This is a genomic window from Thioalkalivibrio sulfidiphilus HL-EbGr7 (assembly GCF_000021985.1).
Lineage (GTDB): Bacteria > Pseudomonadota > Gammaproteobacteria > Ectothiorhodospirales > Ectothiorhodospiraceae > Thioalkalivibrio_A > Thioalkalivibrio_A sulfidiphilus.
The window spans coordinates 2,374,931-2,397,428 of sequence record NC_011901.1 but is presented as its reverse complement, the minus strand read 5'-3'; the positions used below and the strand labels follow the sequence as shown (position 1 = coordinate 2,397,428).

General features: G+C 68.0%; 21 protein-coding genes. 14 read left to right on the top strand and 7 right to left on the bottom strand.

Features of this window, described 5'->3' with window-relative positions; all coding sequences use genetic code 11:
* From TGR7_RS11365 to TGR7_RS11345, 5 genes are all read left to right on the top strand, one after another.
* Complete coding sequence (locus tag TGR7_RS11365) at positions 1-3,915, top strand: YhdP family protein (protein ID WP_012638826.1); 3,915 nt, start codon at positions 1-3, stop codon at positions 3,913-3,915.
* 58 nt (positions 3,916-3,973) lie between these two features.
* The gene (locus tag TGR7_RS11360) at positions 3,974-4,315 is read left to right on the top strand and encodes a hypothetical protein (protein WP_012638825.1); all 342 of its coding nucleotides are present in this window, start codon (positions 3,974-3,976) and stop codon (positions 4,313-4,315) included.
* A 32-nt stretch (positions 4,316-4,347) separates the two neighbouring features.
* Positions 4,348-5,190: a carbon-nitrogen hydrolase family protein gene (locus TGR7_RS11355; protein WP_012638824.1), complete on the top strand. Its 843-nt coding sequence runs from the start codon at positions 4,348-4,350 to the stop codon at positions 5,188-5,190.
* A 123-nt stretch (positions 5,191-5,313) separates the two neighbouring features.
* Positions 5,314-6,759: a metalloprotease TldD gene (gene tldD / locus TGR7_RS11350; protein WP_012638823.1), complete on the top strand. Its 1,446-nt coding sequence runs from the start codon at positions 5,314-5,316 to the stop codon at positions 6,757-6,759.
* Between the two features lie 181 nt (positions 6,760-6,940).
* Positions 6,941-7,204 carry a hypothetical protein gene (locus TGR7_RS11345; RefSeq protein WP_012638822.1) on the top strand — a complete coding sequence of 88 codons (264 nt, stop codon included), beginning with the start codon at positions 6,941-6,943 and terminating at the stop codon, positions 7,202-7,204.
* A 120-nt stretch (positions 7,205-7,324) separates the two neighbouring features.
* Here the strand turns inward: TGR7_RS11345 and yjgA are convergent, their stop codons facing one another.
* Positions 7,325-7,822 (bottom strand): ribosome biogenesis factor YjgA, encoded by a 498-nt coding sequence (gene yjgA / locus TGR7_RS11340; protein ID WP_012638821.1) that lies wholly within the window; start codon positions 7,820-7,822, stop codon positions 7,325-7,327.
* A gap of 230 nt (positions 7,823-8,052) precedes the next feature.
* Here yjgA and pmbA point away from each other — a divergent pair, with 230 nt between their 5' ends.
* The 4 genes from pmbA to TGR7_RS11320 all read left to right on the top strand — a co-directional run bounded on the left by pmbA (position 8,053) and on the right by TGR7_RS11320 (position 12,590).
* Entirely contained in the window at positions 8,053-9,396 is a 1,344-nt protein-coding gene (gene pmbA, locus TGR7_RS11335; protein WP_081434284.1) for a metalloprotease PmbA, read from the top strand.
* Positions 9,397-9,561: 165 nt separating this feature from the next.
* Positions 9,562-9,939, top strand: a complete 378-nt coding sequence (locus TGR7_RS11330) for a rhodanese-like domain-containing protein (protein WP_012638819.1) — start codon at positions 9,562-9,564, stop codon at positions 9,937-9,939.
* Positions 9,940-10,153: 214 nt separating this feature from the next.
* Entirely contained in the window at positions 10,154-11,299 is a 1,146-nt protein-coding gene (locus TGR7_RS11325; protein ID WP_012638818.1) for a hypothetical protein, read from the top strand.
* 7 nt (positions 11,300-11,306) lie between these two features.
* On the top strand, positions 11,307-12,590 hold the full coding sequence (locus TGR7_RS11320) for a peptidoglycan -binding protein (protein ID WP_012638817.1): 1,284 nt from the start codon (positions 11,307-11,309) through the stop codon (positions 12,588-12,590).
* A gap of 117 nt (positions 12,591-12,707) precedes the next feature.
* Here TGR7_RS11320 and TGR7_RS11315 read toward each other — a convergent pair whose 3' ends face one another.
* Positions 12,708-13,169 carry a rhodanese-like domain-containing protein gene (locus tag TGR7_RS11315; RefSeq protein ID WP_012638816.1) on the bottom strand — a complete coding sequence of 154 codons (462 nt, stop codon included), beginning with the start codon at positions 13,167-13,169 and terminating at the stop codon, positions 12,708-12,710.
* A gap of 124 nt (positions 13,170-13,293) precedes the next feature.
* Here TGR7_RS11315 and TGR7_RS11310 point away from each other — a divergent pair, with 124 nt between their 5' ends.
* Entirely contained in the window at positions 13,294-13,989 is a 696-nt protein-coding gene (locus TGR7_RS11310) for a hypothetical protein (RefSeq protein ID WP_012638815.1), read from the top strand.
* A 12-nt stretch (positions 13,990-14,001) separates the two neighbouring features.
* Here TGR7_RS11310 and TGR7_RS11305 read toward each other — a convergent pair whose 3' ends face one another.
* On the bottom strand, positions 14,002-14,553 hold the full coding sequence (locus tag TGR7_RS11305; RefSeq protein ID WP_012638814.1) for a hypothetical protein: 552 nt from the start codon (positions 14,551-14,553) through the stop codon (positions 14,002-14,004).
* A gap of 146 nt (positions 14,554-14,699) precedes the next feature.
* Between TGR7_RS11305 and TGR7_RS11300 the strand changes: the two genes are divergently transcribed.
* Positions 14,700-15,434: a fused DSP-PTPase phosphatase/NAD kinase-like protein gene (locus tag TGR7_RS11300; protein ID WP_012638813.1), complete on the top strand. Its 735-nt coding sequence runs from the start codon at positions 14,700-14,702 to the stop codon at positions 15,432-15,434.
* A 61-nt stretch (positions 15,435-15,495) separates the two neighbouring features.
* On the opposite strand, the gene TGR7_RS11295 is transcribed toward TGR7_RS11300, so the two are convergent.
* From TGR7_RS11295 to purM, 4 genes are all read right to left on the bottom strand, one after another.
* Positions 15,496-16,911, bottom strand: coding sequence for a dihydrolipoyl dehydrogenase family protein (locus TGR7_RS11295; protein WP_012638812.1), 1,416 nt, complete (start codon positions 16,909-16,911; stop codon positions 15,496-15,498).
* Between the two features lie 248 nt (positions 16,912-17,159).
* Positions 17,160-17,876, bottom strand: coding sequence for a DUF3108 domain-containing protein (locus tag TGR7_RS11290; RefSeq protein ID WP_012638811.1), 717 nt, complete (start codon positions 17,874-17,876; stop codon positions 17,160-17,162).
* Between the two features lie 5 nt (positions 17,877-17,881).
* The gene (gene purN / locus TGR7_RS11285; protein ID WP_012638810.1) at positions 17,882-18,553 is read right to left on the bottom strand and encodes a phosphoribosylglycinamide formyltransferase; all 672 of its coding nucleotides are present in this window, start codon (positions 18,551-18,553) and stop codon (positions 17,882-17,884) included.
* Positions 18,550-19,620 carry a phosphoribosylformylglycinamidine cyclo-ligase gene (purM, locus tag TGR7_RS11280; RefSeq protein WP_012638809.1) on the bottom strand — a complete coding sequence of 357 codons (1,071 nt, stop codon included), beginning with the start codon at positions 19,618-19,620 and terminating at the stop codon, positions 18,550-18,552. The genes purN and purM overlap by 4 nt, the downstream gene beginning before the upstream one ends.
* Before the next feature lie 144 nt (positions 19,621-19,764).
* Here purM and TGR7_RS11275 point away from each other — a divergent pair, with 144 nt between their 5' ends.
* Genes TGR7_RS11275 through TGR7_RS11265 form a run of 3 tightly spaced genes read left to right on the top strand, consistent with a single transcriptional unit; the run spans position 19,765 to position 22,498 of the window.
* Positions 19,765-20,841 carry a DUF2066 domain-containing protein gene (locus tag TGR7_RS11275; RefSeq protein ID WP_012638808.1) on the top strand — a complete coding sequence of 359 codons (1,077 nt, stop codon included), beginning with the start codon at positions 19,765-19,767 and terminating at the stop codon, positions 20,839-20,841.
* Positions 20,838-21,395 (top strand): CDP-alcohol phosphatidyltransferase family protein, encoded by a 558-nt coding sequence (locus tag TGR7_RS11270; protein ID WP_012638807.1) that lies wholly within the window; start codon positions 20,838-20,840, stop codon positions 21,393-21,395. Before TGR7_RS11275 ends, TGR7_RS11270 begins: the two co-directional genes overlap by 4 nt.
* On the top strand, positions 21,392-22,498 hold the full coding sequence (locus tag TGR7_RS11265; protein ID WP_012638806.1) for an AI-2E family transporter: 1,107 nt from the start codon (positions 21,392-21,394) through the stop codon (positions 22,496-22,498). The genes TGR7_RS11270 and TGR7_RS11265 overlap by 4 nt, the downstream gene beginning before the upstream one ends.

Genomic DNA, 22,498 nt, shown 5'->3' with positions numbered 1-22,498 from the left:
ATGTCCGAGACGCCACAGCCCCAGGAGCCTGAAAGCCCGCGGCATGATCGTGCCGGGGGTGTGCGTGTGGCCTGGCGGGGCTGGCTCAGTCGCCTCAAGACCGCGGCGATCTGGATCACGGCCAGCGTACTGATCCTGCTGGCGGTGCTGGTGACCAGCCTGCGCCTGGTGCTGCCCATGGCCTCCGAGTACCGGGAACAGATGGCCGCCGAGCTGGGCGGCCTGTTGGGCCACCGGGTGGAGATCGGCGCCCTGGATGCCCGCTGGCGCCTGCTGGGTCCACGCATCCTGCTGGACGACGTGGCCATCTACGGCGAGGACGACACCACCCCGGCCCTCCATGTGGCGCAGGTGGACGTGGGTGTGCGTGCCATCCTGAGTCTCTGGCACCGCCAGCTGCGGGTGCACTCGGTGCGCGTGCTGGGCGCCGACGTGCACATCCACCGGGACGCGGAGGGCGGTGTCCAAATCAGTGGCGCGGGCTTCGCCCCGGCGGCCGGCGAGGCTGCCCCCGCCGCCCCCGGGACCCGGGTGCTGGACCTGCTCGCCGGTACCCGCTTCCAGCTCCAGTCCAGCCGCCTGCGCTTCAGCGACGAGATCCTCACCCTGGATTACCGCTTCGACGATCTCAACCTCGACGTGGCCGTGGATGCCGATCGCCTGCGCCTGGCGGGCCAGGTGTTCCTGCCCAGGGAACTGGGTGCCGCCATGGCCGTGGGCCTGGACCTGCGCGGCGACCCCGGGGTGCGCGAGAGCTGGCGCGGCGAATTCTATGTGCATGGCGAAGGGGTCATCATCGAAGGGCTCCCGGAACATGCCCTGATGCGTCGCGTGCATGCGGACTCGGGGGTCCTGGACCTGGAGGTCTGGGGACGTCTGTCAGCGGGCGAACCGGACCGGCTGCGTGCCCGGGCCCGTGCCAGGGACCTGCGCTTCAGCCCTGTCTCAGAGGAGGCACCGGCGCACAGGTTCTCCGAATTGCGCACCGACCTGCTCTGGGAGCGACGCGGCCGGGGCTGGCAGCTGCGCCTGCACGATACCCGCATCGAGGACGGCTCGCCCATGGGGCTGTCCCTGGCCTTCGCGCCCCGGGACGAAGGTCGCCAGGTCTGGGGCGAACTGGAGGGTGTGGGTCTTGAGCGTCTCTCCGTGCTGCTGCTGGCCCAGCCGGCCTTGCTCGAGGAAGACCAGCGCCACCTGCTCGAACGCCTGGCGCCTACGGGCGAGATCCGGAAGGCGCGTTTCAATGTCCGCTTGCCCGTCGAGGAGGATGCCCGGCCCACGGGGGTGATGGAGGGCGAGTTCAGCGAACTGGGCGTGAATCCCCTGGACAAGATCCCCGGTTTCCATGGCCTGGCAGGCAGCTTCAGCCTCCACGAGGAGGGCGGTGATGTGACCCTGGCCAGCCGTGGGCTGCGATTCGAGGCCCCCCGGCTGTTTGCCGATGCCCTGTGGCTGGATGGCCTGGAGACCCGGCTGAAGATCGAGCGCGGCGCGGACGGGCTGCATCTGGCCGCCGACGGGATCCGCGTGCACAACGCCGACATCCGTGCCTGGGGGCGGGCCGAGGTGGAACTGGGCGAGCGCCCGGGCATGGTGCTGGAGATGGCGTTCGCCGATGGTGACGGCAGCCGCACCGCCGCCTATCTGCCGGTGGGCATCATGCCCCAGAACACCTCACGCTGGCTGCGCGAGAGCATCAAGGCGGGCCGTGTCACCGAGGGCACCGTGGTCTACCGGGGGCCGTTCACCCGGCTTCCCTTCGAGGAGGGGGAAGGGGAGTTCGAGGTGCGCGCCCGGGTGGAGGAGGGCCTGCTGGACTACCAGCGCGGCTGGCCTGCCATCGACGCCCTGGCGGGAGAATTGATCTTCACCGACCGGGGCATGCGTGCGCAGTCCGCCAGCGGTCGCCTGTTTGGCGCGCAGATCCAGGATGCGACGGTGGTGATCGAGGATTATCACAACACGGTGCTGCAGATTCAGGGGCAGGTGGACGGCCCGCTCCAGGACATGCTGCGCTACGTGCGCGAGAGCCCCCTGGTGCGCGGGCTGGATGACCTGCTGGATCACTCCCGCGCCCAGGGCGACAGCCACCTGGATCTGTCCCTGCGCATCCCCCTGACCCGGCGTGAGGGCGGCACCGCCAATACCACCGCCCAGGGCACGGTGACCCTCAAGGGCAACCGCCTGACGCTTACTGGTCATCCGGTGGATTTCACGGACCTTGAGGGCCAGGTGCGTTTTACCGAGGCCACGGTGAACGCCGAGGGGGTCAGCGCAAACCTTCACGGCGAGGCGGTGACGCTCGCGGCGCGCATGCCCAGGGGCGGACCCCTGACCGTGGACGGGGAGGGCCTGCAGCGGATCGAGTCCTTCCGTACGGTGCTGCCCGAACTGCTCGCGCCCAGACTCGCGGGTCGGGCCCGCTGGCAGGCCCGCCTGACCGCCCCCCTGGATGGCGGCGCCACCACCCTGCGTCTGCAATCGGACCTGCGGGGTGTCAGCTCGAACCTGCCCGAGCCCCTGGCCAAGCCCGCCGCCCGCACCCTGCCCATCACCCTGACCGTGCCGCTGACCCAGGCCGGTGCGCAGCCCTTGGCCCTGGACCTGGGGCAGCTGCTGTCCATGCGCCTGCGCACGGCTGCCCCGGGTCGTGCCGCCCGGGGCGAGTTGCGTTTCAACGACGGCACGGCACGCATGCCCGAGCGGGGTGTGCGTCTGGCGGGGCGGATCGAGGATCTCCCCCTGGATGACTGGCTGGCCCTGCGGCAGCGAGTACCGCGCACGGCCGGTGCCCAGGCCGCCCCGGAGCAGCTGGTGGATCGCCTGGACGTGCACGTCGGTGCATTGCGCAGCGGCGACCGGCTGTTCCGCGATCTGCAGATCCAGGCCGAGCGCACCCCCCAGCACTGGGAGGCCCGGGTGGTCTCCGATGCCCTGCGCGGCCAGCTGGACATTCCCCATGACTTCACCGGCGCGGCACCCCTGACCCTGAACCTGGAGCTGCTGGACCTGGATCAGCTGGCCGCGGCACGGGAGGGCAGCAGTGCAGGCCAGCCCGCCCGGCTGGATCCCCGGGAGCTGCCTGGCATCCGGGGCAACGTGGGCGCCCTGGTGCTGGACGGCCGCTTCTACCGGGACGTGCGCATCGAGGCGACCCGCATCCGCGAGGGCCTGCAGATCCACAGCCTGCAGCTCGCCAGTGCCCGGGACCATGCCCGGATGCGCATCACCGGCGACTGGCGGGTGAGTGGCGCAGACCGGCACCAGACCCAGCTGCGTTTCACCATCGACAGCGAGAACGTGGGCGAGGCACTCACGGATCTGGGCTTCGAGCACGGCTTCCACCGCGGCACGGCGAAGCTGGAAGGCCAGATGCGCTGGCCCGATGCGACCACCCGATTCACCTGGCAGGGGCTGACCGGCAACGTGAAGCTGGAGGTCAAGGATGGCCGGCTCACCGAGGTGGAGCCGGGGGCAGGGCGGTTGCTGGGCCTGTTCAGTCTCAACATGATCCCCCGCCGTCTGGCCCTGGACTTCCGTGATCTCTTCCAGCGCGGACTCGCCTTCGACCGCATGGAGGGCAACATCCGCTTCGTGGACAGCGATGCCTATACCTCGGACCTCACCATCCAGAGCGCCGCCGCCCGGGTGCAGATCGAGGGGCGCACCGGGATCGTGGCCCGGGATTACGACCAGAAGATCACGGTGATGCCCCGCGTCGGCAGCACCCTGCCGGTGGCCGGCGCCATCCTGGGCGGGCCCGTCGCGGGCGTGGCCGTGTTCGTCATGGACCGCCTGCTGGGCATGGGGCGGCGCATCGACGAGGCCTCCCGGGTGGAATACCGCATCACCGGCTCCTGGGATGAACCCCGGGTGGAGGTGCTGGCCAGGCCCGTGGAGGAGGTCCAGTAGGGTGTGGCCGGCTTGCCGAGGACAGACACGGGCTCGGCTGACTTGGTATAGTGACGGCATGTTCGAACACCTGCTCCGGGCCCTGTGCCTCTCCTGCCTGCTGATCCCCCTCGCCCTGTCCGCGCAGCCGCCGGCGCCAAGCCTGGATGCGGACACCTGGTCGCGTCCCCGCAGCGCCGAATCCCTGATCGCCCTCGCGCCCCTGCGCGAGACCGTGGCGGCGCTCCAGGCCAGCGCCGATCGGCGCCTGCAGATCCGTCACCCCCAGGATGAGCAGGGTGAACTGTGGGCCTCGGAACTGCGCGACTGGCTGGTGGCCCTGGGCATTCCCTCGTCGCGCATCGAACTGCGCGCCGATCCCGGTGTCACTGAGCGTGTGGACCTGCTGGTCCAACCCTGATCCCCGTCAACTTGCCCGACAAGCCGCCCAGCATGAAAACTGAATCCAAGCCGACCCTGCTCGCCGCCATCCAGATGGCCTCCGGTCCCAATGTCTCCGCCAACCTGTCCGAAGCCGCCCGGCTGGTGGGCGAGGCCGCCGCGGCCGGTGCCAGGCTCGTGGTGCTGCCCGAGAACTTCGCCCACATGGGCATGAAGGAGAGCGACAAGCTGGAGATCGCCGAGGCCGATGGCGAGGGTCCGATGCAGGATTTCCTGGCCGACCTGGCGCGGCGTCACCGTCTGTGGATCGTGGGCGGCACCATTCCGCTCAGGAGCGCCGATCCGGGTCGTGTCTACGCCAGCTGCCTGGTCTACGACGACCAGGGCCGGCGGGTGGCCCGCTATGACAAGATCCACCTTTTCGACGTGAAACTGCCCGAGGGCGATGAGTCCTACCACGAGTCCGAGACCACCATGCCCGGAGAGTCCGCGGTGGTGGTGGAGACCCCCTTCGGCCGGCTGGGCGTGGCCATCTGCTACGACCTGCGCTTCCCGGAGCTGTTTCGCGGCATGATGGACCAGGGCATGGACCTGCTGGCGCTGCCGTCGGCCTTCACCGCCATCACCGGCCGCGCCCACTGGGAGGCCCTGATCCGGGCCCGGGCCATCGAGAACCAGGTCTACCTGGTGGCCGCGGCCCAGGGTGGCTACCACGTCAACGGTCGTGAGACCCACGGCGACAGCATGGTAGTAGACCCCTGGGGCCAGGTCCTGGACCGCCTGGCGCGGGGTTCGGGGGTGGTGTTGGGGGAACTGCATCCGGAGCGTATTGCCTCCATCCGGCGTAGCTTCCCGAGCTTGCAGCACCGCCGCCTGAGCTGCGCCATCAGCTGATCGCGCCAATACCCCGGGCCCCTGTCGGGTTGAATTGCCCGCGCCGGGGCCCCACTGTGATCTAAAGACCGATGCGCGGACGCGCGCGCCGGCTTCGCCACATTCCCAAGGAGCAACCCTCCCATGACCCAAGTCCTGCAGATCGCCAAGCAACAGTTCATGGAGCCGGCCGGCCTCACCGAGGGTGACCTGGACCGTGTCCTGGGCGGCCTCATGGGGCCGGGCATCGACGGCGGTGACCTGTACTTCCAGCTCACCCGCCACGAGTCCTGGTCCCTGGAGGACGGCATCGTCAAGGACGGCAGCTACAACATCGAGCAGGGCGTGGGCGTGCGCGCCCTGAGCGGTGACAAGACCGGTTTCGCCTACTCCGACGACATCCGCATGCCCACCCTGCTGGAGGCCTCCTCGGCCGCGCGGGCCATCGCGCGGGCCGCCAGCAGCGGCACCGCGGCCATGCGCCGTGACCAGGCCGGCCACAGCCTCTACGCCCCCCTGGACCCGCTGGCCACCCTGGACGAGCAGGCCAAGATCGATCTGCTGCACCGGGTGGACGCCGAGGCCCGGCGCCAGGACCCCCGGGTGAGCCAGGTGATGGTGAGCCTTAACGGCGTGCACGAGGTGATCATGGTGGCCAACACCGACGGCACCCTGGCCGCCGACGTGCGCCCCCTGGTGCGCCTGAATGTGAACGTGATCGTGGAAGGCAAGGACGGGCGCCGGGAGCAGGCCTCCTCCGGCGGCGGCGGACGTTCCGGCTACGAGTTCTTCCTGGACGAGGAGCGCGCCCTGGGCTATGCCCGCGAGGCGGTGCGCCAGGCCCTGGTGAACCTGGAGGCGGTGGACGCCCCCGCGGGTACGCTCACCGTGGTGCTCGGCCCCGGCTGGCCCGGCGTACTGCTGCACGAGGCGGTCGGCCACGGCCTGGAAGGGGACTTCAACCGCAAGGGCACCTCCGCCTTCAGCGGCCGCATCGGCCAGCAGGTGGCGAGCCCCGGCGTGACCGTGGTGGACGACGGCACCCTGGCCGGGCGGCGCGGCTCCCTGAACGTGGACGACGAGGGCATCCCCACCCAGTGCACCACGCTCATCGAGAACGGCGTGCTGCGTGGCTTCATGCAGGACCGGCTCAATGCCCGGCTCATGGGCGTGCCCACCACCGGCAACGGCCGGCGCGAGTCCTACGCCCACCTGCCCATGCCGCGCATGACCAACACCTACATGCTGGCCGGTGAGCACGATCCCGGCGAAATCCTTGCAAGCGTCAAGAACGGCCTGTATGCGGTGAACTTCGGCGGCGGCCAGGTGGATATCACCTCCGGCAAGTTCGTGTTCTCCGCCTCCGAGGCCTATCTCATCGAGAACGGCCGGGTGACCCGCCCGGTGAAGGGCGCCACCCTGATCGGCAACGGGCCCGAGGTGCTCACCCGGGTGTCCATGGTGGGCAACGACCTGAAGCTGGACGCCGGTGTCGGCACCTGCGGCAAGGACGGCCAGAGCGTGCCGGTGGGCGTGGGTCAGCCGACGCTCAAGGTGGACGGTCTTACCGTGGGCGGCACGAGCACTTAAAGGCTAAAGGCTAAAAGCTTCAACGCAAAGGCGCAAAGACGCAGAGGGCGCAAAGAGATTCATGGTGAAAACCTTCGAGACCTTCGCGCATCCCTTGGCGTCCTTGGCGGTTATGCTTTCAATGATCAACGTATCGAAGACAGATTTTCAGGAAAGACACGGCAGACAACAGGAGGTGACTATGGTTGACGAAGACTTTCTGGCCCATGAACTGGCCCTGCCGGAAGGCCATGGCAAGGATCACGTGGTGCAGTGGCACGTGTTCCGCAGCCGCGAGGCCGCCGCGGCCTTCATGCCCCATGTGAAGCTGGCCGAGGGTCAGCAGCTGGTGGGCGGTTATACCCGCGACAGCGTGGGACCGCTCTGGTGGGTCGGCGTGCAGGTGGATGATCTGGATCGCTGGGGCAACCGCACGGCGGTGAACAAGCACGGGGCAAGTGCATGAGGGCGCTAGAGGCAAGAGGCAAGGGGCAAGGGGCAAGACGACACAGAGCGTAATTTGTAGGTCGGGCTTCAGCCCGACGGCTCGCGGTTCGAAGCCGCCTGTGTCGGGCTGAAGCCCGACCTACGCAGTTCCCTGTTCGCTCAGGTAGCGGAACAGGGCGCGGGAGGCGGTCTTTCTGGCCGCGGCGTTGGGGGCGTTGCGGGCGGTGTCGATGAAGTCCCGCAGGGTTGCGGCATCGCTCTCCGGATGCTCGGCCAGCCAGGCGTTCAGGGCCTTGTCGTCTTCCTTGAGCAGGCGCTCGCGCCAGGCCTCAAGGGCCTTGAAGGCCCGGGCGTCACGGTGACGGTCCTGCTCCCGTTCGGTCAGGGCGGCGCGGATCGGCTCGATGTCGATCTTGCGCATCAGCTTGCCGATGTACTGGCGCTGACGACGCAGGGCGCCGTGCTGGCGGATGCTGCGCGCCGCGCGGATCGCCTCCAGCAGGGGCTCGGGCAGATCCAGGGCCGCGAGCTCCGCTTCCTTGAGCGTGACCAGCCGTTCGCCCAGGGCCTGGGCCTCCTCGGCCTCGCGCTTGAGCTGGTTGCGGCTGATGTATTCCTCGTCGTCGTCTTCGTACACGGGCTTCGATGATGTGTGGTGAATGAGATTCAAAGGCCTTCAACGCAAAGGCGCAAAGACGCAGAGGGCGCAAAGATAAGGCTTGTGATGAATAAAATCCTTCGCGGCCTTCGCGCAGACCTTGGCGCCCTTTGCGGTATGGCTTTGTCTGGCGCGTGAATCGCCAGCCGCATCTTACAACGATCAACAGGATCAGGTCGCGGCCCGGTCCAGGAATTTTGGGAAAACACATGACAGCGATTCAGGCCCTTCCCAGGGATCAGCGGACCATGGAATCCATCGTCGAGCAGATGCTGGACGAGGCGCGCAAGGCGGGTGCGAGCAGCGCCGAGGCGGCGGCCAGCAATGACCTTGGGCTGTCCGTGAACGTGCGCCTGGGCGAGGTGGAGACTCTGGAGCACCACAAGGACCAGGGCGTGGCCATCACGGTCTACTTCGGCCAGCGCAAGGGCACGGCCAGCACCTCGGACCTGGCACCGGAGGCCCTGCGCGAGGCGGTGCAGGCGGCCTGCCGCATCGCCCGCTACACGGCGGAGGACAGCTGCGCCGGTCTCGCCGACCCGGCACTCATGGCGAAGGACTGGCCGGACCTGGACCTGGATCATCCCTGGGACCTGTCCGTGGAACACGCCATCGAACTGGCCCGCGCCTGCGAGGCCACGGCCCGGGAATTCGACGCGCGCATCATCAACTCCGAGGGCGCCTCGACCAACACCATGCGCGGCATGGCGGTGTACGGCAACAGCCATGGCTTCCTCGGTGCCTACACGGGCACCCGGCATTCCCTGAGCTGTTCCGTGGTGGCCGCGGACGAGAAGGGCATGCAGCGGGACTACTGGTATTCCGTGGCCCGGGACGCAGCCGGACTCGAAAGCCCGGAGGCGGTGGGCCGCGAGGCGGCCCGGCGTGCCGTGCGTCGCCTGGGCGGGCGGCGCCTGACCACCCGCCAGTGTCCGGCCATCTACGTGCCGGAGATGGCCCGTTCCCTGATCGGACATTTCGTCGGCGCCGTGCGCGGCGGCGCCCTGTACCGCAAGGCCAGTTTCCTGGTGGATGCCCTGGGTCAGTCGGTGTTCCCGGACTTCGTGCGCATCCACGAACAGCCCCACCTGCCCGGCGCCCTGGGCAGCGTGCCCTTCGACAGCGAGGGCGTGGCCACCCGGCCCCGTGACCTGGTCACCGGCGGCGTGCTGCAGGGTTACGTGCTGGATAGCTACTCGGCCCGCAAGCTGGGTATGAGCACCACCGGCAACGCCGGCGGCGTACACAACCTCACCATCGAGCCCGGCGAGCAGGACCTGGATGATCTCATCCGCACCCTGGGCACCGGCCTGCTGGTGACCGAGCTCATCGGCCACGGCATCAACCTGGTCACCGGTGACTACTCCCGGGGCGCCGCCGGCTTCTGGGTGGAGAACGGCGAGATCGCCTATCCCGTGGAGGAGATCACCGTGGCCGGCAACCTCAGGCAGCTCCTGAAGGGTATCCAGGCCGTGGGCCGCGACGTGAACGTGGACAGCAACATCCGCACCGGCTCGCTGCTGCTCGAACAGGTGACTGTGGCGGGTGAATAAAACTTGGAAGTGGGAGTTTGGAAGTGGGAAGTAAAACCACCCTCACCCCAACCCTCTCCCTGAGGGAGAGGAAGTAACTGAGCGGTTTTACTTCCCACTTCCCAATTCACACTTCGTACTTGTGTTCCCGATTCACACTTCCAACTTCAAGAGGAGGTTTTATCCATGTCCATGACCGCACAGCAACTGGTGGCCGAGGCCAGGCAGCAGATCCAGGAGACCGATCACGACGGCGCCTACGCGCTGATGGAGAAGGACGCAATCGTGCTGGATGTGCGCGAGCCGGGTGAATTCGAGCAGGGGCATCTGCCCGGCGCCGTGAACGTGCCCCGGGGGTGCTGGAGTTCAAGGTGGGCGAGCACCCGGCGCTCAAGGATCCCAATGCCGAGATCCTGGTCTACTGCCGCACCGGCGGCCGCGCCCGCGCTCGCCTGCGTGGCCCTGCAGCGCATGGGCTTCGGCAAGCTCACCTCTCTGGCCGGCGGCTTCGAGGGCTGGGTCTCCAAGGGCCAGCCGGTGCAGAAGTCCCCGGAGGCCTGCTGAAGCGCATTTTTCAGGTTTCGTCGAAATAACGCAGAGCTCGCAAAGACGCGGAGGGCGCAAAGTTTTTTTGCCTGTTTTTCTTCGCGCTCTCTGCGTCTTTGCGAGCTCTGCGTTACATCCACGTAACCAGTTAGAACCACCTGCCAAGGTGGCACAGGACACCGAATAGCGGTTACCCTCCCAGACGGTTCCATGGACTGTGCCGGGAGGTGTCATGCGCAACACCCGCAATGCCCTGATCTGGATGAGCCTGTTCCTGCTGGCGGTGGCGCTGGTGGTGGCGGTGCTCTCGGTGCCCCTGGCCCGGGCCTTCATGGCCAATCCGGTGTTCAACGGGCTGATCCTGCTGGTGCTCCTGGCCGGCCTGGTGATCAATTATCGCCAGGTGCTGATCCTCGCCCCCGAGGCCCGCTGGATCGAGCGCTTCCGCCGCGCCGACGCCCCCGATGCCGCCATCCTGCCCCGCACCCGCCTGCTGGGGGCCATGGCCCGCCTGCTCACCGGCCGCCACGGCGAGCAGTTCACCCTCTCCACCACCTCCCTGCGTACCCTGCTGGACGGCATCCGTTCACGCCTGGATGAGTCCCGGGACATCTCCCGCTACATCATCGGCCTGCTGGTGTTCCTGGGCCTGCTGGGCACCTTCTGGGGCCTGCTGGACACCCTGGGCGGGGTGAGCGCCGTGATCAGCGGCCTGAACCTGGGCGGCGAGGACGTGGGCACCGCCTTTCGCGGCCTGCAGGCGGGCCTGGAGGCGCCGCTCTCGGGTCTGGGCACCGCCTTCAGTTCCTCCCTGTTTGGCCTGGCCGGCGCCCTGGTACTGGGCTTCATCGACCTGCAGGCGGGGCATGCCCAGAACCGCTTCTACAACGAGCTGGAGGAATGGCTGGCGGGCCAGACGCGCCTGTCCAGCGGCGCCCTGGTCGCGGAGGGGGAGGGCAGCGTGCCCGCCTACATCCAGGCCCTGCTGGAACAGACCGCCGACAGCCTGGATAAATTGCAGCGCATCATGAGCAAGGGCGAGGAGACCCGCCGCGCCACGGACCAGCGCCTGGAGGCCCTGATCGGCGAGGTGGGTGCCCTGGCGGAGCAGGCCCGCGGCGACCACAAGGCCCTGCTGGGCGTGGTGCGCACCCAGGGTGAGCTTCAGGGCGTGTTGCAGACCCTGGCCGCATCCACGTCCGAGCGCAGCGACACCGACCAGCAGCTGCGCGAGCAGCTGCAGCGCCTGTCCCAGAGTCTCGACGGGGTGCGCGACACCCTCGGGGCCGAGCGGTCCGAACTGGTGGACACCCTGCGCGAGGAGATCCGGCTGCTCACCCGCACCGTGGCCCGGGTGAGCGAAGGCGGACGGGACTGAGCCGGCCATGATCAGCACCAGCCGACGCCGCAGTCGCAGCACCGACATCTGGCCGGGCTTCGTGGACGTGCTCGCCACGGTGGTCCTGGTGTTCGTGTTCCTGCTGATGCTGTTCGTGGTCTCCCAGTTCTACCTCTCCGACGTGCTGTTCGAGCGCCACCGGGCCCTGGAGACCCTGCAGACCCGCGTCACGGAGCTGGCCGAGACCCTGTCCATGCGCGAGGCCGAGGCCGAGGACCTGCGCGAGCGTGTCCAGGCCCTCTCCGGGCGTCTACAGGTGACCCTGGCCGAACGGGAGCAACTGCAGCAGAGCGTCGACCAGAGCCAGGCGGAACTGAGGCAGCAGGCCGAGACCCTGGAGGCGCACCTGCTTCAGATCGCCTCCCTGCAGGAGGACATCGACGCCCTGCGCCGCCTGCGCGAGGACCTGGAGTCCCAGGTGGGGCGGCTCGCCTCGGAACTGGAGGAGAGCCAGGCCAGCGCCGGACAGCTGCGGGACCGCAGCCGCGCCCTGGAGGCACGCCTGGCGGAGACGCAGGAGACCACCCTGCTGGCCCAGCGGGAGATCGAGGCCCGGGAGATCCGCATCCAGGACCTGGCGGCCGGCATCGAGGAGCGGGACCGCGCCCTGGTCGAGGAGCGCAGCCTCACCGCCGACGCCCAGGCCCGGGTGGATGCCCTGCGTCGCCAGATGCAGGACCTGGAGCAGCAGCTGGCGCGTCTCAACGAGACCCTGCGCGCCCGGGAGGAGACCATTGAGGCCCAGCAGGTGGAGATCGCCGACCTGGGCGAGCGCCTGAACCTGGCCCTTGCCGAGGAGGTCAGGGAACTCTCCCGCTACCGTTCCGAGTTCTTCGGCCGCCTGCGGGAGGTGCTTTCGGACGTGGAGGACATCCAGATCGTGGGCGACCGGTTCCGTTTTCAGTCGGAGCTGTTCTTCGAGACCGCCTCGGCGGACATCGGTCCCGAGGGCCGCGAGCGCCTGGACCGGGTGGCGCGCACCATCCGCGAGATCGATGCCCGCATCCCCGGGGACATCGGCTGGGTGCTCATGGTGGAAGGCCATACCGACCGGCGTCCCATCCGCACCGAGCAGTTCCCGTCCAACTGGGAGCTGTCCAGCGCCCGGGCCCAGAGCATCGTCAATTACCTGATCAGCCGGGGCGTGGCACCCCGCCGCCTGGCGGCGGCAGGTTTCGGCGAGTATCACCCCCTGGACGCGGGCAGCACGGAGGCCGCCTTCTCGCGCAACCGGCGCATCGAGATGCGCCTGTCATCGGCGCCGAATTAAGTGGCCAGTGGCAAGTCTCAAGTGGCAATGGAAACCACCCTCACCCCGACCCTCTCCCTGAGGGAGAGGGGGAACGGTTCTTTCCTTGCCACTTGAGACTTGCCACTAGCCACTGCCTCAAGGCCCCATCTGCTCCGGCCGCACCCGGGCCCGGAAATACTCGTCCGCCAGTTCCGGGTCCACCTCGTTGCCGTCGGCATCTTCCAGCGCACCGCCGTCGTCGTTCCAGCCACGCACGCCCATCTTGAGTGATTGCACCTGTTTGAAACCCATCTCCACCAGGGTGCGGCCGGCCAGGGCGCTGCGCCGGCCCGAGCGGCAGATCACCACCACCTCCGAATCCCGCGCCCGGACCAGCTCGGGCAGGGTCTCCTCGAAGCCCCACTGGGCGGCGGCCTCCAGGATGCCCCGGGGGGCGTGCAGGCTGCCGGGGATGTGCATGGCGGCGTATTCCTCGGGCTCGCGCACGTCCAGCAGCAGGGGGGCGGGGGCCTGTTCGAGACGGCTCTGCAGGTCCCAGGGCAGTATCTCGGGAACCACCGTCAGGGCCTCGGCGACGAGGGTTTCGTAGGTCTTCATGGGATCCTCGGGGGCGGTGTCGGGTCCTTGAGTATACCGATTGGGCGATTGCCATCACCCCGGGGCTTCGGTACAACACGGGCACTGGCCCTACGACCCACGGGCGCACCCGGAGCAAGACAAGATGGATCAGAATCCCGAGACCCGACCCGGCAATCCCTTCACCGGCATGCTGGCCGCGGAACAGGCAGCGATGGAGCAGCAGCTGGCGGAGATGCAGCTGAAGCTCGCGACCCTGCCTGCGGACACCCCCTTCATGGAGCGGGTGCACCTGCTGCTGGACATGGCGGAGGCGCGCCTGGGACTGGAACGCCATGGCGAGGTCTGGGAGACGGTGCGTCCGCTGCTGGACGAGCTGATCGAGGCCGAGGCGTGGCAGGAGGCGGTGGAGGCCTGCGAACTGCTGTACCAGGCGGAGCAGGCGGAATCCATCGTGGCCCTGGGCCACGGCGTGTGGCTCTCGGTCACCTACCCGGTGAAGGCCCACACCACGGTGACCATGCTGGGACACGTGGTGGAGGAGACCCCGGAAAATGCCGATGGCGCGGCGGTGGCGGCCATGGCGGCCCACTACATCGCCGGCCTGCGCACCGAGGGCAAGGAACGGGACAATCTCACCTTCCTCACCAACCAGATCATCGCCAAGGTGGCCAGGCGTCATCGGGGTATCGAGGACCAGGAGACCCTGGAGACCTGGATCGAGATGTACGAGCTCAACAACATCGACAAGCTCTTCCCGCGGCTCGGCATGATCGTGGACGCCATCGTGGGCGGCAAATGGTGGTTCGAACGGGATGCCCTGCGGGCCCGATTGCCCTGATGCGGTAGTCGTCTAAGGCTGGGATTTCCCCTTGCCTTTGTCGCCCTCGTCCGATCCCCGCTGCACGATGCCCTGCACCACCTGGGGCACGAAGCGCTCGGAAAATCCGGCCACGAATGACCAGAAGATCAGCTTCGCCAGATCGGGGCCGCTGGCAGGCAGGGTCTCAGTCAACAGCGCATGGATGTTCTCGCTGCTCGGCGGGACACTGAAGGCAGGGATGTGGAAGCTTGGGAACAGCTGGCCGCCCACCAGCTGGGCAATGAACAGCACGTAGAGCACCAGGGCGAAGATGCCCCCATAGACGGGGATGAGCAGCACGGAGAACCAGGACTCGGCCAGCAGCTGCAGTTCGTCATCCTGGATGTCCTTGAGCCGCTGCTGGATGCTGACGAAACCGCCGATGATGCCGCACTGAAAGCACAGCCAGCTGAGCATCAGGCGCCCGGTGCCCAGGAAGGCGGCGGCGAAAATGATGCCCGACAGGACAAGGGAGAGGCCTGCGAGGATGATGAGGCGTCGGGTGATGGTGTGCAGGTGCCTGCGGCGTTCCAGCTGATCCATATGCGTCCTCCATGGACGTCCTGTCCCTGAAGCATAGATCAAGTCCTGATGAGTGCCAGAGCAGCGAGCCTGCGCAGACGTCACCGCTGCGGACTGTTATCCTTGCGTGCCGATCACCTCCTTGCTTCCCGGGCGCCCGGCGCCCGATGCCTGTGTCCTTCGATGCCATGATGCGCTACATCAATTCCGTGGGCAGAAAGCTTGCCCGGGTCGTCTCCCGGGCCCGGGGAGACATGCGCACGCCCTGGCAGCGTTTCCTCGGACGCTTTGAACTGCTGCTGGTGGATCACGGCTTCATCCGCGCCCTGTACAGCAACCGACACCAGGTGGCGCCGGGCATGTACCGCTCCGCGCAGCCTTCGCCGGCCCATGTGAAACAGATGGCCGATCTCGGCGTGAAGACCATCGTCAATCTTCGCGGCGAGGGGGATACCGGTGCCTATCTCCTGGAGGCGGAGGCGTGCCGGCGCTTCGGCATCGAGCTGGTGAATTTTTCCGTGAGCTCCAAGCGGGCGCCGCCCAGGGAGACCCTGCTCGCGGCGGCGCGCATGTTTCAGGAGCTCAACTATCCGGCGCTGATGCACTGCAAGTCGGGGGCGGACCGGGCGGGCCTCATGTCGGCGGTGTATCTGGCCATGCACGAGAGGCGCGACGCGGACGAGGCCGCGGCGCAGTTACGGCTGCGTTACGGGCATCTGCGCATCGGCCGCACCGGCGTGCTGGACGAGATCTTCAGGCAGTACCGGCGCGATGCGGCAGAGACGCCCATGGACTTCAGCACCTGGGTGGAACAGGTCTACGATGCGGACAAGATCAACCTTCAGTACCGCTCCGGGAGACTCGGCAATCTGCTGGTGGACCGCATTCTAAGGCGGGAATGAATTTGTCAGTGGTCAGTGGTCAGTGGTCAGTAGAAATTTGCCACTGACTACTGACTACTGACTACTGACCAAATCCAAACACCTGATCCGCAAGCCCCCACTTGCTCGCCAGGGTCTCGGTGGCATTGAGGACCTCTTCCGCCCGGGCCGGGTGGTTGAACACGCCTTTGGCGATCCAGCTGAGCCCCGTCTCCCGGTCAGGCGCGAGCGACAGCAGGTGGATCAGTTCACCGGCCTCGCCACCCACGATCTCACCGCCCAGCAGGGCGCCGGAATCCATGTCGCCGATCAGGCGCACGAAGCCGGCAGTGTCGTCCTGGCCCAGGGCGCAGGGGGAGGTCTCGAAGGCGGCAAAGCCGACCGCCGGTTCCAGTTCCTCGTCCTCGGCCATGTCCTCGTCCATCCCCAGACGCGCCATCTCGATGGCGCTGTAGATGACGATGGGCACCTGCAGGCCATCCTGTTTGCGGGTGTTGCCGCTGATAATGTTGTCCACGGCCACGGTGGCGTCCGACAGGGCGTGGTTGGCGGTCATCCAGGGGCTGGCCACGTCGCCGATGGCGTAGATGTTCGCGGCATCGGTCTGCAGGAAGTCGTTGCGTTTCACGAAGCCGTCCCGGTCCAGCTTCACGCCCACGGCCTCCAGGCCGAGGCCCTCGGTGTGGGGCGTGCGGCCGGTGCCGAGACACACCCAGTCCACCTGGATCTTTTCGCCGTCCTTGAGGGTGATCACCACGCCGTCACCGGCGGTGTCCACGGACTCGAAGCCCACGCCCTGGCGGTGCTCGATGCCGTGCTCCTTGAAGGCGGTCTTCAACGCGCCCATGGCCTGGGGGCTGAAGGGGATCTTGCGCAGGGCGGCGGAGCGGGACAGCCACACCACTTCTTTGCCCAGCATGGCGAAGATGAAGGCGAACTCGGTGGCCACCACGCCGTTGCCGATCACCGCCACGCGCTTGCCCTTCGGCGGCGGACTGTCGAACAGCATGTCGCTGGTCAGCACCTTGCCGTCCACGGCCTCGAAGGGTTCGGGCACGAAGGCGGTGGCGCCGGTGGCGATGATGCTGTGCCTGGCCTGGATGAGTTGCGTGCTGCCGTCGCTGGCGGTGATCTCGAGCGTATGGGTGTCCTTGAAGCGGGCAGCGCCCTGCAGCGCGCTGATCTTCAGGTGCTTCATGTAGTCCACGTAGCTCTGCTGCACGGTGGCCACCACGGTCTCCTGGTGTTCCCAGGCGGCGTCCATGGACGCAGTGAGCGTGCCCTCGATGCCTCGCCCGGCGAAGTGGCGCTGGGCGGCGATGAGTTTCGCGCTGTGGTACCAGTCCTTCTTGGGGACGCAGCCCCGGTTGAGGCAGCAGCCGCCCCAGTCGGCCTTCTCGATGATGGCCACGTTGAGCCCGCGCAGGGCGCCGAGGATCGCGGCGCGATAGCCGCCCGGTCCGGAGCCGATCACGGCCAGGTCGAAGTGTTCGCTCATGGTGGGTGTTCCGATGGCTTGGAATGGATGGGTGGTCAGTGTCTGGGTGAATGAGAAAACGCAAAGTTAATTCAGCCACAGAGGACACAGAGGTCACAGAGTTTTCAAGAAAGGCCACAAACTGTCAGTCTTATGATTTTTCTCTGCGACCTCTGTGTCCTCTGTGGCAAAAGGTTCTTCGCACAAATGCCTGGAATCAGGCGGACGGCATGATCAACAACCCTGACCAAGGCACGCTTGAGGAAGCCTCAATGCCACTCCACCCCGGTGATCCTCAGGGCGTAGACGCGCCCGTCGGCCTCGTAGTCGAAGCGTACCGGGATGTAGTGCAGTTCAGGGGCAAACCAGGCACTGAGGGCGATACCCCGCTCCTCGTCCCGGCGGGTGATCTTCACCGTGTCCAGGCGGCCGAGGTCCGTCTGCAGGCGTTCGTTGCCTTCACGGATCAGGGTGTAGGTGCGCAGGCGATGGCGCTCCACCACTTCCACGGTTTCACGGGCCTCGACACTGCCGGTGCGCAGTTCCTGCATGAGCATCATCAGCACGGACAGGTAGTCCAGGGTGCCGTCCTGCACCTCCAGTTCGAAGGGATTACCGTTCTGCACACCCCGGGCCAGGTGTGCGTCCCAGTCAAAGCGGGTGTGCACCTCGCGGCTGCGACGGGGCTGGGTCTCGCTGTGATGGCTTTCCAGCAGGCGCAGGCCTTCGGGACCATTGCTGAGGATGCTTTCCCGGGACATCTCGAAGCGCCCCAGGATGCGCAGGAAACCCACGATCCGGGCGTCCAGGCTCATGCGCACCAGGCCCGGTTCGTAGTTCACGGTGCTGCGGGTCTTGAGGGTGTTGCCATAGGCGACGGCCTCGTAGAAGGCAGTATGGGCCGGGGGCATCGCCAGGGCCGGGGTGCCGGCGCCGAGCAGCAGGATGAACAGTGCGAGCCGGGTGCTGAGGGTGTTCCATGCCATGTCGATCAATCCTCCGCGGATGCCTGCGCGTCCAGGTCCAGGGGGGCGTCCAGCGGCGTACCGTCGAACCAGACCTCACCGCCCTGGAGTTTCAGGTGGCCATCGGCCAGCAGACCCACCACCCGGGGATAGAGGCGGTGCTCCCGCTGTTGGACCCGTGCGGCCAGGGTCTGGGGGGTGTCGTCGGACCTGACCGGAACCCGGGCCTGCATGATCACGGGGCCGCCGTCCAGTTCGTTGTTGACGAAGTGGACGCTGGCGCCATGTTCTTTGACCCCGGCGCGCAACGCCCGTTCATGGGTGTTGAGGCCGCGGAAGTCCGGCAGCAGGGAAGGGTGGATGTTGATCATGCGTCCGGCATAGTGCTCCACGAAGCCGGGGGTGAGGATGCGCATGAAGCCGGCCAGCACCACCAGGCCGGGTTGATGGCTGTCGATGGCGGCTGCCAGGGCGGCGTCGAAGGCGGCCCGGTCCGGGTAACCGGTGTGGTCCAGCACGTGGGTGGGGATGCCCGCCCGCCGGGCCCGTTCCAGGCCGCCGGCGCCGGGGCGGTTGCTGATCACCGCCGCGATGCGCGCCCGCACCTCGCCGGCGGCGATGGCGTCGATCAATGCCTGCAGGTTGGTGCCGGTGCCGGAGATGAGCACCACCACCGGCATTGGTTCCGGCAGGGTCATTCAGTGATCAGTTCCACGTGGGGCGGCACGTGCTCGCTGGCGCCGATCTGCCCAAGGACCCAGGACTCGATGCCGGCCTCGGTCAGGTGGGCGCGGGCGCTGTCCACGCCCTCGGCGGGCAGGATCACCACCATGCCGATGCCGCAGTTGAAGGTGCGCAGCATTTCCCGGGGCTGTACCTGGCCGGCCTCCTGCAGCCAGTTGAACACCGGCGGGCGGGTCCAGGCGTTGGGGTCCAGCCGGGCGCAGGTGCCGGGCGGCAGGACCCGGGGGATGTTTTCCAGCAGGCCGCCGCCGGTGATGTGGGCCAGGGCGTGCACCGGCTGCTTCTGCATCAGGGCCAGCAGGGGGCGCACGTAGATGCGGGTGGGGGCCAGCAGGGCATCGCCCAGGCTGGTGTCGCCGCAGGGCTGGTCCAGGTCCGCCTGGCTGACCTCCAGGACCTTGCGGATCAGGGAGTAGCCGTTGGAGTGGGGGCCGGAGGAGGCCAGGCCCAGCATCACGTCGCCTTCGCGAACCAGGCGGCCATCCAGGATCTGGGACTTCTCCACGATGCCGACGGTGAAGCCGGCCAGGTCGTAGTCGCCCTCGGCATACATGCCGGGCATCTCGGCGGTCTCACCACCCACCAGGGCGCAGCCGGCCAGCTCGCAGCCGTCGGCGATGCCCTTGACCACGTCGGCGGCCACGTCCACGTCCAGCCGGCCGGTGGCGTAGTAATCCAGGAAGAACAGCGGCTCCGCCCCCTGCACCACCACGTCGTTCACGCACATGGCCACCAGGTCGATGCCGATGGTGTCGTGGCGCTTGAGCTGCATCGCCACACGCAGCTTGGTGCCCACGCCGTCGGTGCCGGAGACCAGCACCGGTTCCTTGAATCTGCCCACCGGCAGTTCGAACAGGGCGCCGAAGCCGCCGAGGCCCGCCAGCACGCCGGGGCGATGGGTGCGTCGGGCGTGGGGCTTGATGCGTTCCACCAGGGCATTGCCGGCGTCGATGTCGACACCTGCGTCGCGGTAGCGCAGGCCGGTGGACGGGTCCTTGGCGTGGGGATCGGATTGGGACATGGACTTAGGGTCCTGGGGGTTGGGGGCCGACGATGTTACGAGGGCCATAAGGGGGTGTAAAGCGTGGCGCCCATCAGGCTCACGGCAGGATCAACTGTGATATGTTAGCGAACTCTCAATCCAAGCGAAAACGCCGCCTTTCCCATGAACTTGCGACCTCTGTTGCGCCGCTTACCCGTTCTTGCCCTGGTCTGTCTGCTCACGGCCGGTTTCACCGGTGCGCTCCAGGCCGCCGGCGCCGGGCTCCACGAGGCCACCGTGCCCGTGCAGGACCGGGACCGTGCGGCTCGGCAGGCGGGCTTCGAGGCCGCCCTGGACCGGGTGCTGCTCAAGCTGACCGGCGACCGACAGGTGCTGCGGGACCCCCGCCTGGACGACATCCGCTCGGCGGTCTCCCGCTACGTGCAGCGTTTCCGCTATGTGGATCTGGGCGACGGTCAGCCGGGTCTCGAGGTGCTGTTCGACGGCGCCGCCCTGGAGCGCCAGCTGATCAGCCGAGGGCTGCCCGTATGGGGTGCCGACCGCCCGGCGGTGCTCATGTGGGTCGGCGCGATCCACCAGGGACAGCGCGTGGTGCTGGGCGGCGAGGAGGGCCGCGAACTGCGCGAGACCCTGGAGCGGGTGGCCGGCGAGCGAGGCCTGCGCCTGGTGTTTCCCGTCATGGACCTCCAGGATCAGTCGGCGGTGAGCTACGCCGACCTGGCCGGCGGATTCAACGAGCCGGTCATCCAGGCCTCCACCCGCTACGGAAGCCGCTTCGTGCTGGCCGCCCATGTGCAGCGCCGTGGCAATCTCTGGAGCGGCCGCTGGCGGCTCATGGGGCAGGATTTCCAGGAGGACTACACGGCCGAGGGGGAGACGCCGGAGGCGGCCCTGGACGAGGGGCTGCAGCGGGTCGCCGACGCCCTGGGGCGGCGCCTGGCCATCGCCGGGCTGATGGCCAGCGAGGACCACGTGCTGGTGACCGTGGACGGGGTGCAGAGCCTCGCCGATTTCCAGGCGGTGCGTCAGTACCTGGCGGAGCTGAGCGTGGTGGCGGAGATCCGCCCGCACCGCCTCGAGGCCGGTCAGGCGGTGTTCATCACCCGCCTGCGCGGCAGTCCCCGGGACCTGGAGCGGGGCGTGCGCCTGGGCCGGGTGCTGGTGCCCGCCGAGGCCGCCGCCGAGCTGCCCTTCCACGAGCAACGCATGAGCAGCGTCAGTCTGCGTCTGTCCCGGTGAGCCTGCGCCAGCTGCCCAATGTGATCACGGTGCTGCGTCTGCTGCTGACGCTGCCCATCGTGCTGGCCCTGCTCGACGGCCACTATGGCTGGGTGCTGGCGCTCCTGCTGCTGGCCGGCATCTCCGATGGCCTGGACGGCTGGCTGGTGCGCCGCTACGGCTGGCACACCCGGCTGGGCGGCTATCTGGATCCCCTGGCGGACAAGGTGCTCATGATGGGCACCTATTTCACTGTGGCCTGGGTGGGCCTGATCCCCTGGTGGCTCATGGTGCTGGTGGTGGCCCGTGACGTGGTGATCATCCTCGGGGCCCTGGCCTACCGGGCGGTGACCCGCAGCCTGGAGATGCAGCCTCTGCTCATCAGCAAGCTCAACACCTTCTTCCAGATCGTGCTGGTGCTGTCCGTGCTGGTCAACGCCGGGGTCATTTCCCTGCCCCAGCTCTACCTGGATGCCCTGGTGGGCATCGTCCTGGTGACCACCGTCTCCAGCGGCGTGGCCTACGTGGTGGGCTGGTCCCGGCGCGCCCTGGCCGCCCGGCAGCCCGGCGTATGAACACGCAGCCCGGTGCCGCAAGTCAGCGGCTGACCCTGCTGCTGTTCTTCGCCGCGGCCGGCCTGCTGGTGTACTGGCTGCGCCCCATCCTGACCCCCTTCCTGCTCGCCGCCCTGTTCGCCTACCTGGGCAATCCGCTGGTGCTGCGTCTGCAGCGGGAGGGGCGGCGCTGGAAGTGGCGCCTGCCCCGGACCGCGGCGGTGATCCTGGTGTTTCTGCTCCTCTTCCTGGGGCTGCTGCTGGCGGTGCTGACGCTGGTACCGGTGCTGCAGCGTGAACTGGCCCGGTTCCTGGAATGGCTGCCCCAGTGGCTCGCGTGGTTCCGCGCCGAGGCTCTGCCCTGGCTCGAGAACCGTTTCGGACTGCCCCTGGAAGGTCCGGAGATGGGCACGCTCTCGGGTCTGCTCTCGGAGCACTGGCAGCAGGCGGGGGAGTGGGCCCTGGGTGCCCTGGGTTCCATGGGCCGTTCCGGCGGCCTGGTGTTTGCCTGGCTGCTCAACCTGGTGCTGGTACCGGTGGTGACCTTCTACCTGCTGCGGGACTGGGAGCGCCTGGTGGCCGCCCTGCATGGCCTGCTGCCCCGTTCCATCGAGCCCCGGGTGGTGCGCATCGTGCGGGAGTCCGACGCGGTGCTGGCCACCTTCATCCGCGGCCAGCTGCTGGTGATGATCTCCCTGGCGGCCTTCTATGCCGTGGGCCTGTGGTTCGCGGGTCTGGATCTGGCCATCGCCGTGGGGGTCACTGCCGGGCTGGTGAGTTTCGTGCCCTACCTGGGCGTGATCGTGGGCGTGGGTCTGGGGGTGGCGGCGGCCCTGCTGCAGAGTACCGACCCCTGGCTGCTCATCTGGGTGCTGGCGGTGTTCGGCGTGGGGCAGTTGCTGGAAAGCCTGGTGCTCACCCCCTGGCTGGTGGGCGATCGCATCGGCCTGCACCCGGTGGCGGTGATCTTCGCCGTGCTCGCCGGCGGGCAGCTGTTCGGTTTCTTCGGTGTACTGCTGGCCCTGCCTGCGGCCGCGGTACTGGCGGTGCTGGTGCGCCACGCCCATGCGGACTACCGGGGCAGCGCCCTCTACGCGGGCGATTCGGCCAAGCCCGGGGACTGA

What these genes read in the sequence shown, in the direction of transcription:
- TGR7_RS11265 (WP_012638806.1), top strand. Translation starts at nt 21,392, where the DNA reads ATGAACACGCAGCCCGGTGCCGCAAGTCAGCGGCTGACCCTGCTGCTG.
- tldD (WP_012638823.1), top strand. Translation starts at nt 5,314, where the DNA reads ATGACCCAAGTCCTGCAGATCGCCAAGCAACAGTTCATGGAGCCGGCC.
- TGR7_RS11325 (WP_012638818.1), top strand. Translation starts at nt 10,154, where the DNA reads ATGCGCAACACCCGCAATGCCCTGATCTGGATGAGCCTGTTCCTGCTG.
- TGR7_RS11315 (WP_012638816.1), bottom strand. Translation starts at nt 13,169, where the DNA reads ATGAAGACCTACGAAACCCTCGTCGCCGAGGCCCTGACGGTGGTTCCC.
- TGR7_RS11360 (WP_012638825.1), top strand. Translation starts at nt 3,974, where the DNA reads ATGTTCGAACACCTGCTCCGGGCCCTGTGCCTCTCCTGCCTGCTGATC.
- TGR7_RS11300 (WP_012638813.1), top strand. Translation starts at nt 14,700, where the DNA reads ATGCCTGTGTCCTTCGATGCCATGATGCGCTACATCAATTCCGTGGGC.
- TGR7_RS11320 (WP_012638817.1), top strand. Translation starts at nt 11,307, where the DNA reads ATGATCAGCACCAGCCGACGCCGCAGTCGCAGCACCGACATCTGGCCG.
- TGR7_RS11330 (WP_012638819.1), top strand. Translation starts at nt 9,562, where the DNA reads ATGTCCATGACCGCACAGCAACTGGTGGCCGAGGCCAGGCAGCAGATC.
- TGR7_RS11365 (WP_012638826.1), top strand. Translation starts at nt 1, where the DNA reads ATGTCCGAGACGCCACAGCCCCAGGAGCCTGAAAGCCCGCGGCATGAT.
- TGR7_RS11310 (WP_012638815.1), top strand. Translation starts at nt 13,294, where the DNA reads ATGGATCAGAATCCCGAGACCCGACCCGGCAATCCCTTCACCGGCATG.
- TGR7_RS11305 (WP_012638814.1), bottom strand. Translation starts at nt 14,553, where the DNA reads ATGGATCAGCTGGAACGCCGCAGGCACCTGCACACCATCACCCGACGC.
- TGR7_RS11345 (WP_012638822.1), top strand. Translation starts at nt 6,941, where the DNA reads ATGGTTGACGAAGACTTTCTGGCCCATGAACTGGCCCTGCCGGAAGGC.
- purN (WP_012638810.1), bottom strand. Translation starts at nt 18,553, where the DNA reads ATGACCCTGCCGGAACCAATGCCGGTGGTGGTGCTCATCTCCGGCACC.
- pmbA (WP_081434284.1), top strand. Translation starts at nt 8,053, where the DNA reads ATGACAGCGATTCAGGCCCTTCCCAGGGATCAGCGGACCATGGAATCC.
- TGR7_RS11355 (WP_012638824.1), top strand. Translation starts at nt 4,348, where the DNA reads ATGAAAACTGAATCCAAGCCGACCCTGCTCGCCGCCATCCAGATGGCC.
- purM (WP_012638809.1), bottom strand. Translation starts at nt 19,620, where the DNA reads ATGTCCCAATCCGATCCCCACGCCAAGGACCCGTCCACCGGCCTGCGC.
- TGR7_RS11290 (WP_012638811.1), bottom strand. Translation starts at nt 17,876, where the DNA reads ATGGCATGGAACACCCTCAGCACCCGGCTCGCACTGTTCATCCTGCTG.
- TGR7_RS11295 (WP_012638812.1), bottom strand. Translation starts at nt 16,911, where the DNA reads ATGAGCGAACACTTCGACCTGGCCGTGATCGGCTCCGGACCGGGCGGC.
- TGR7_RS11275 (WP_012638808.1), top strand. Translation starts at nt 19,765, where the DNA reads ATGAACTTGCGACCTCTGTTGCGCCGCTTACCCGTTCTTGCCCTGGTC.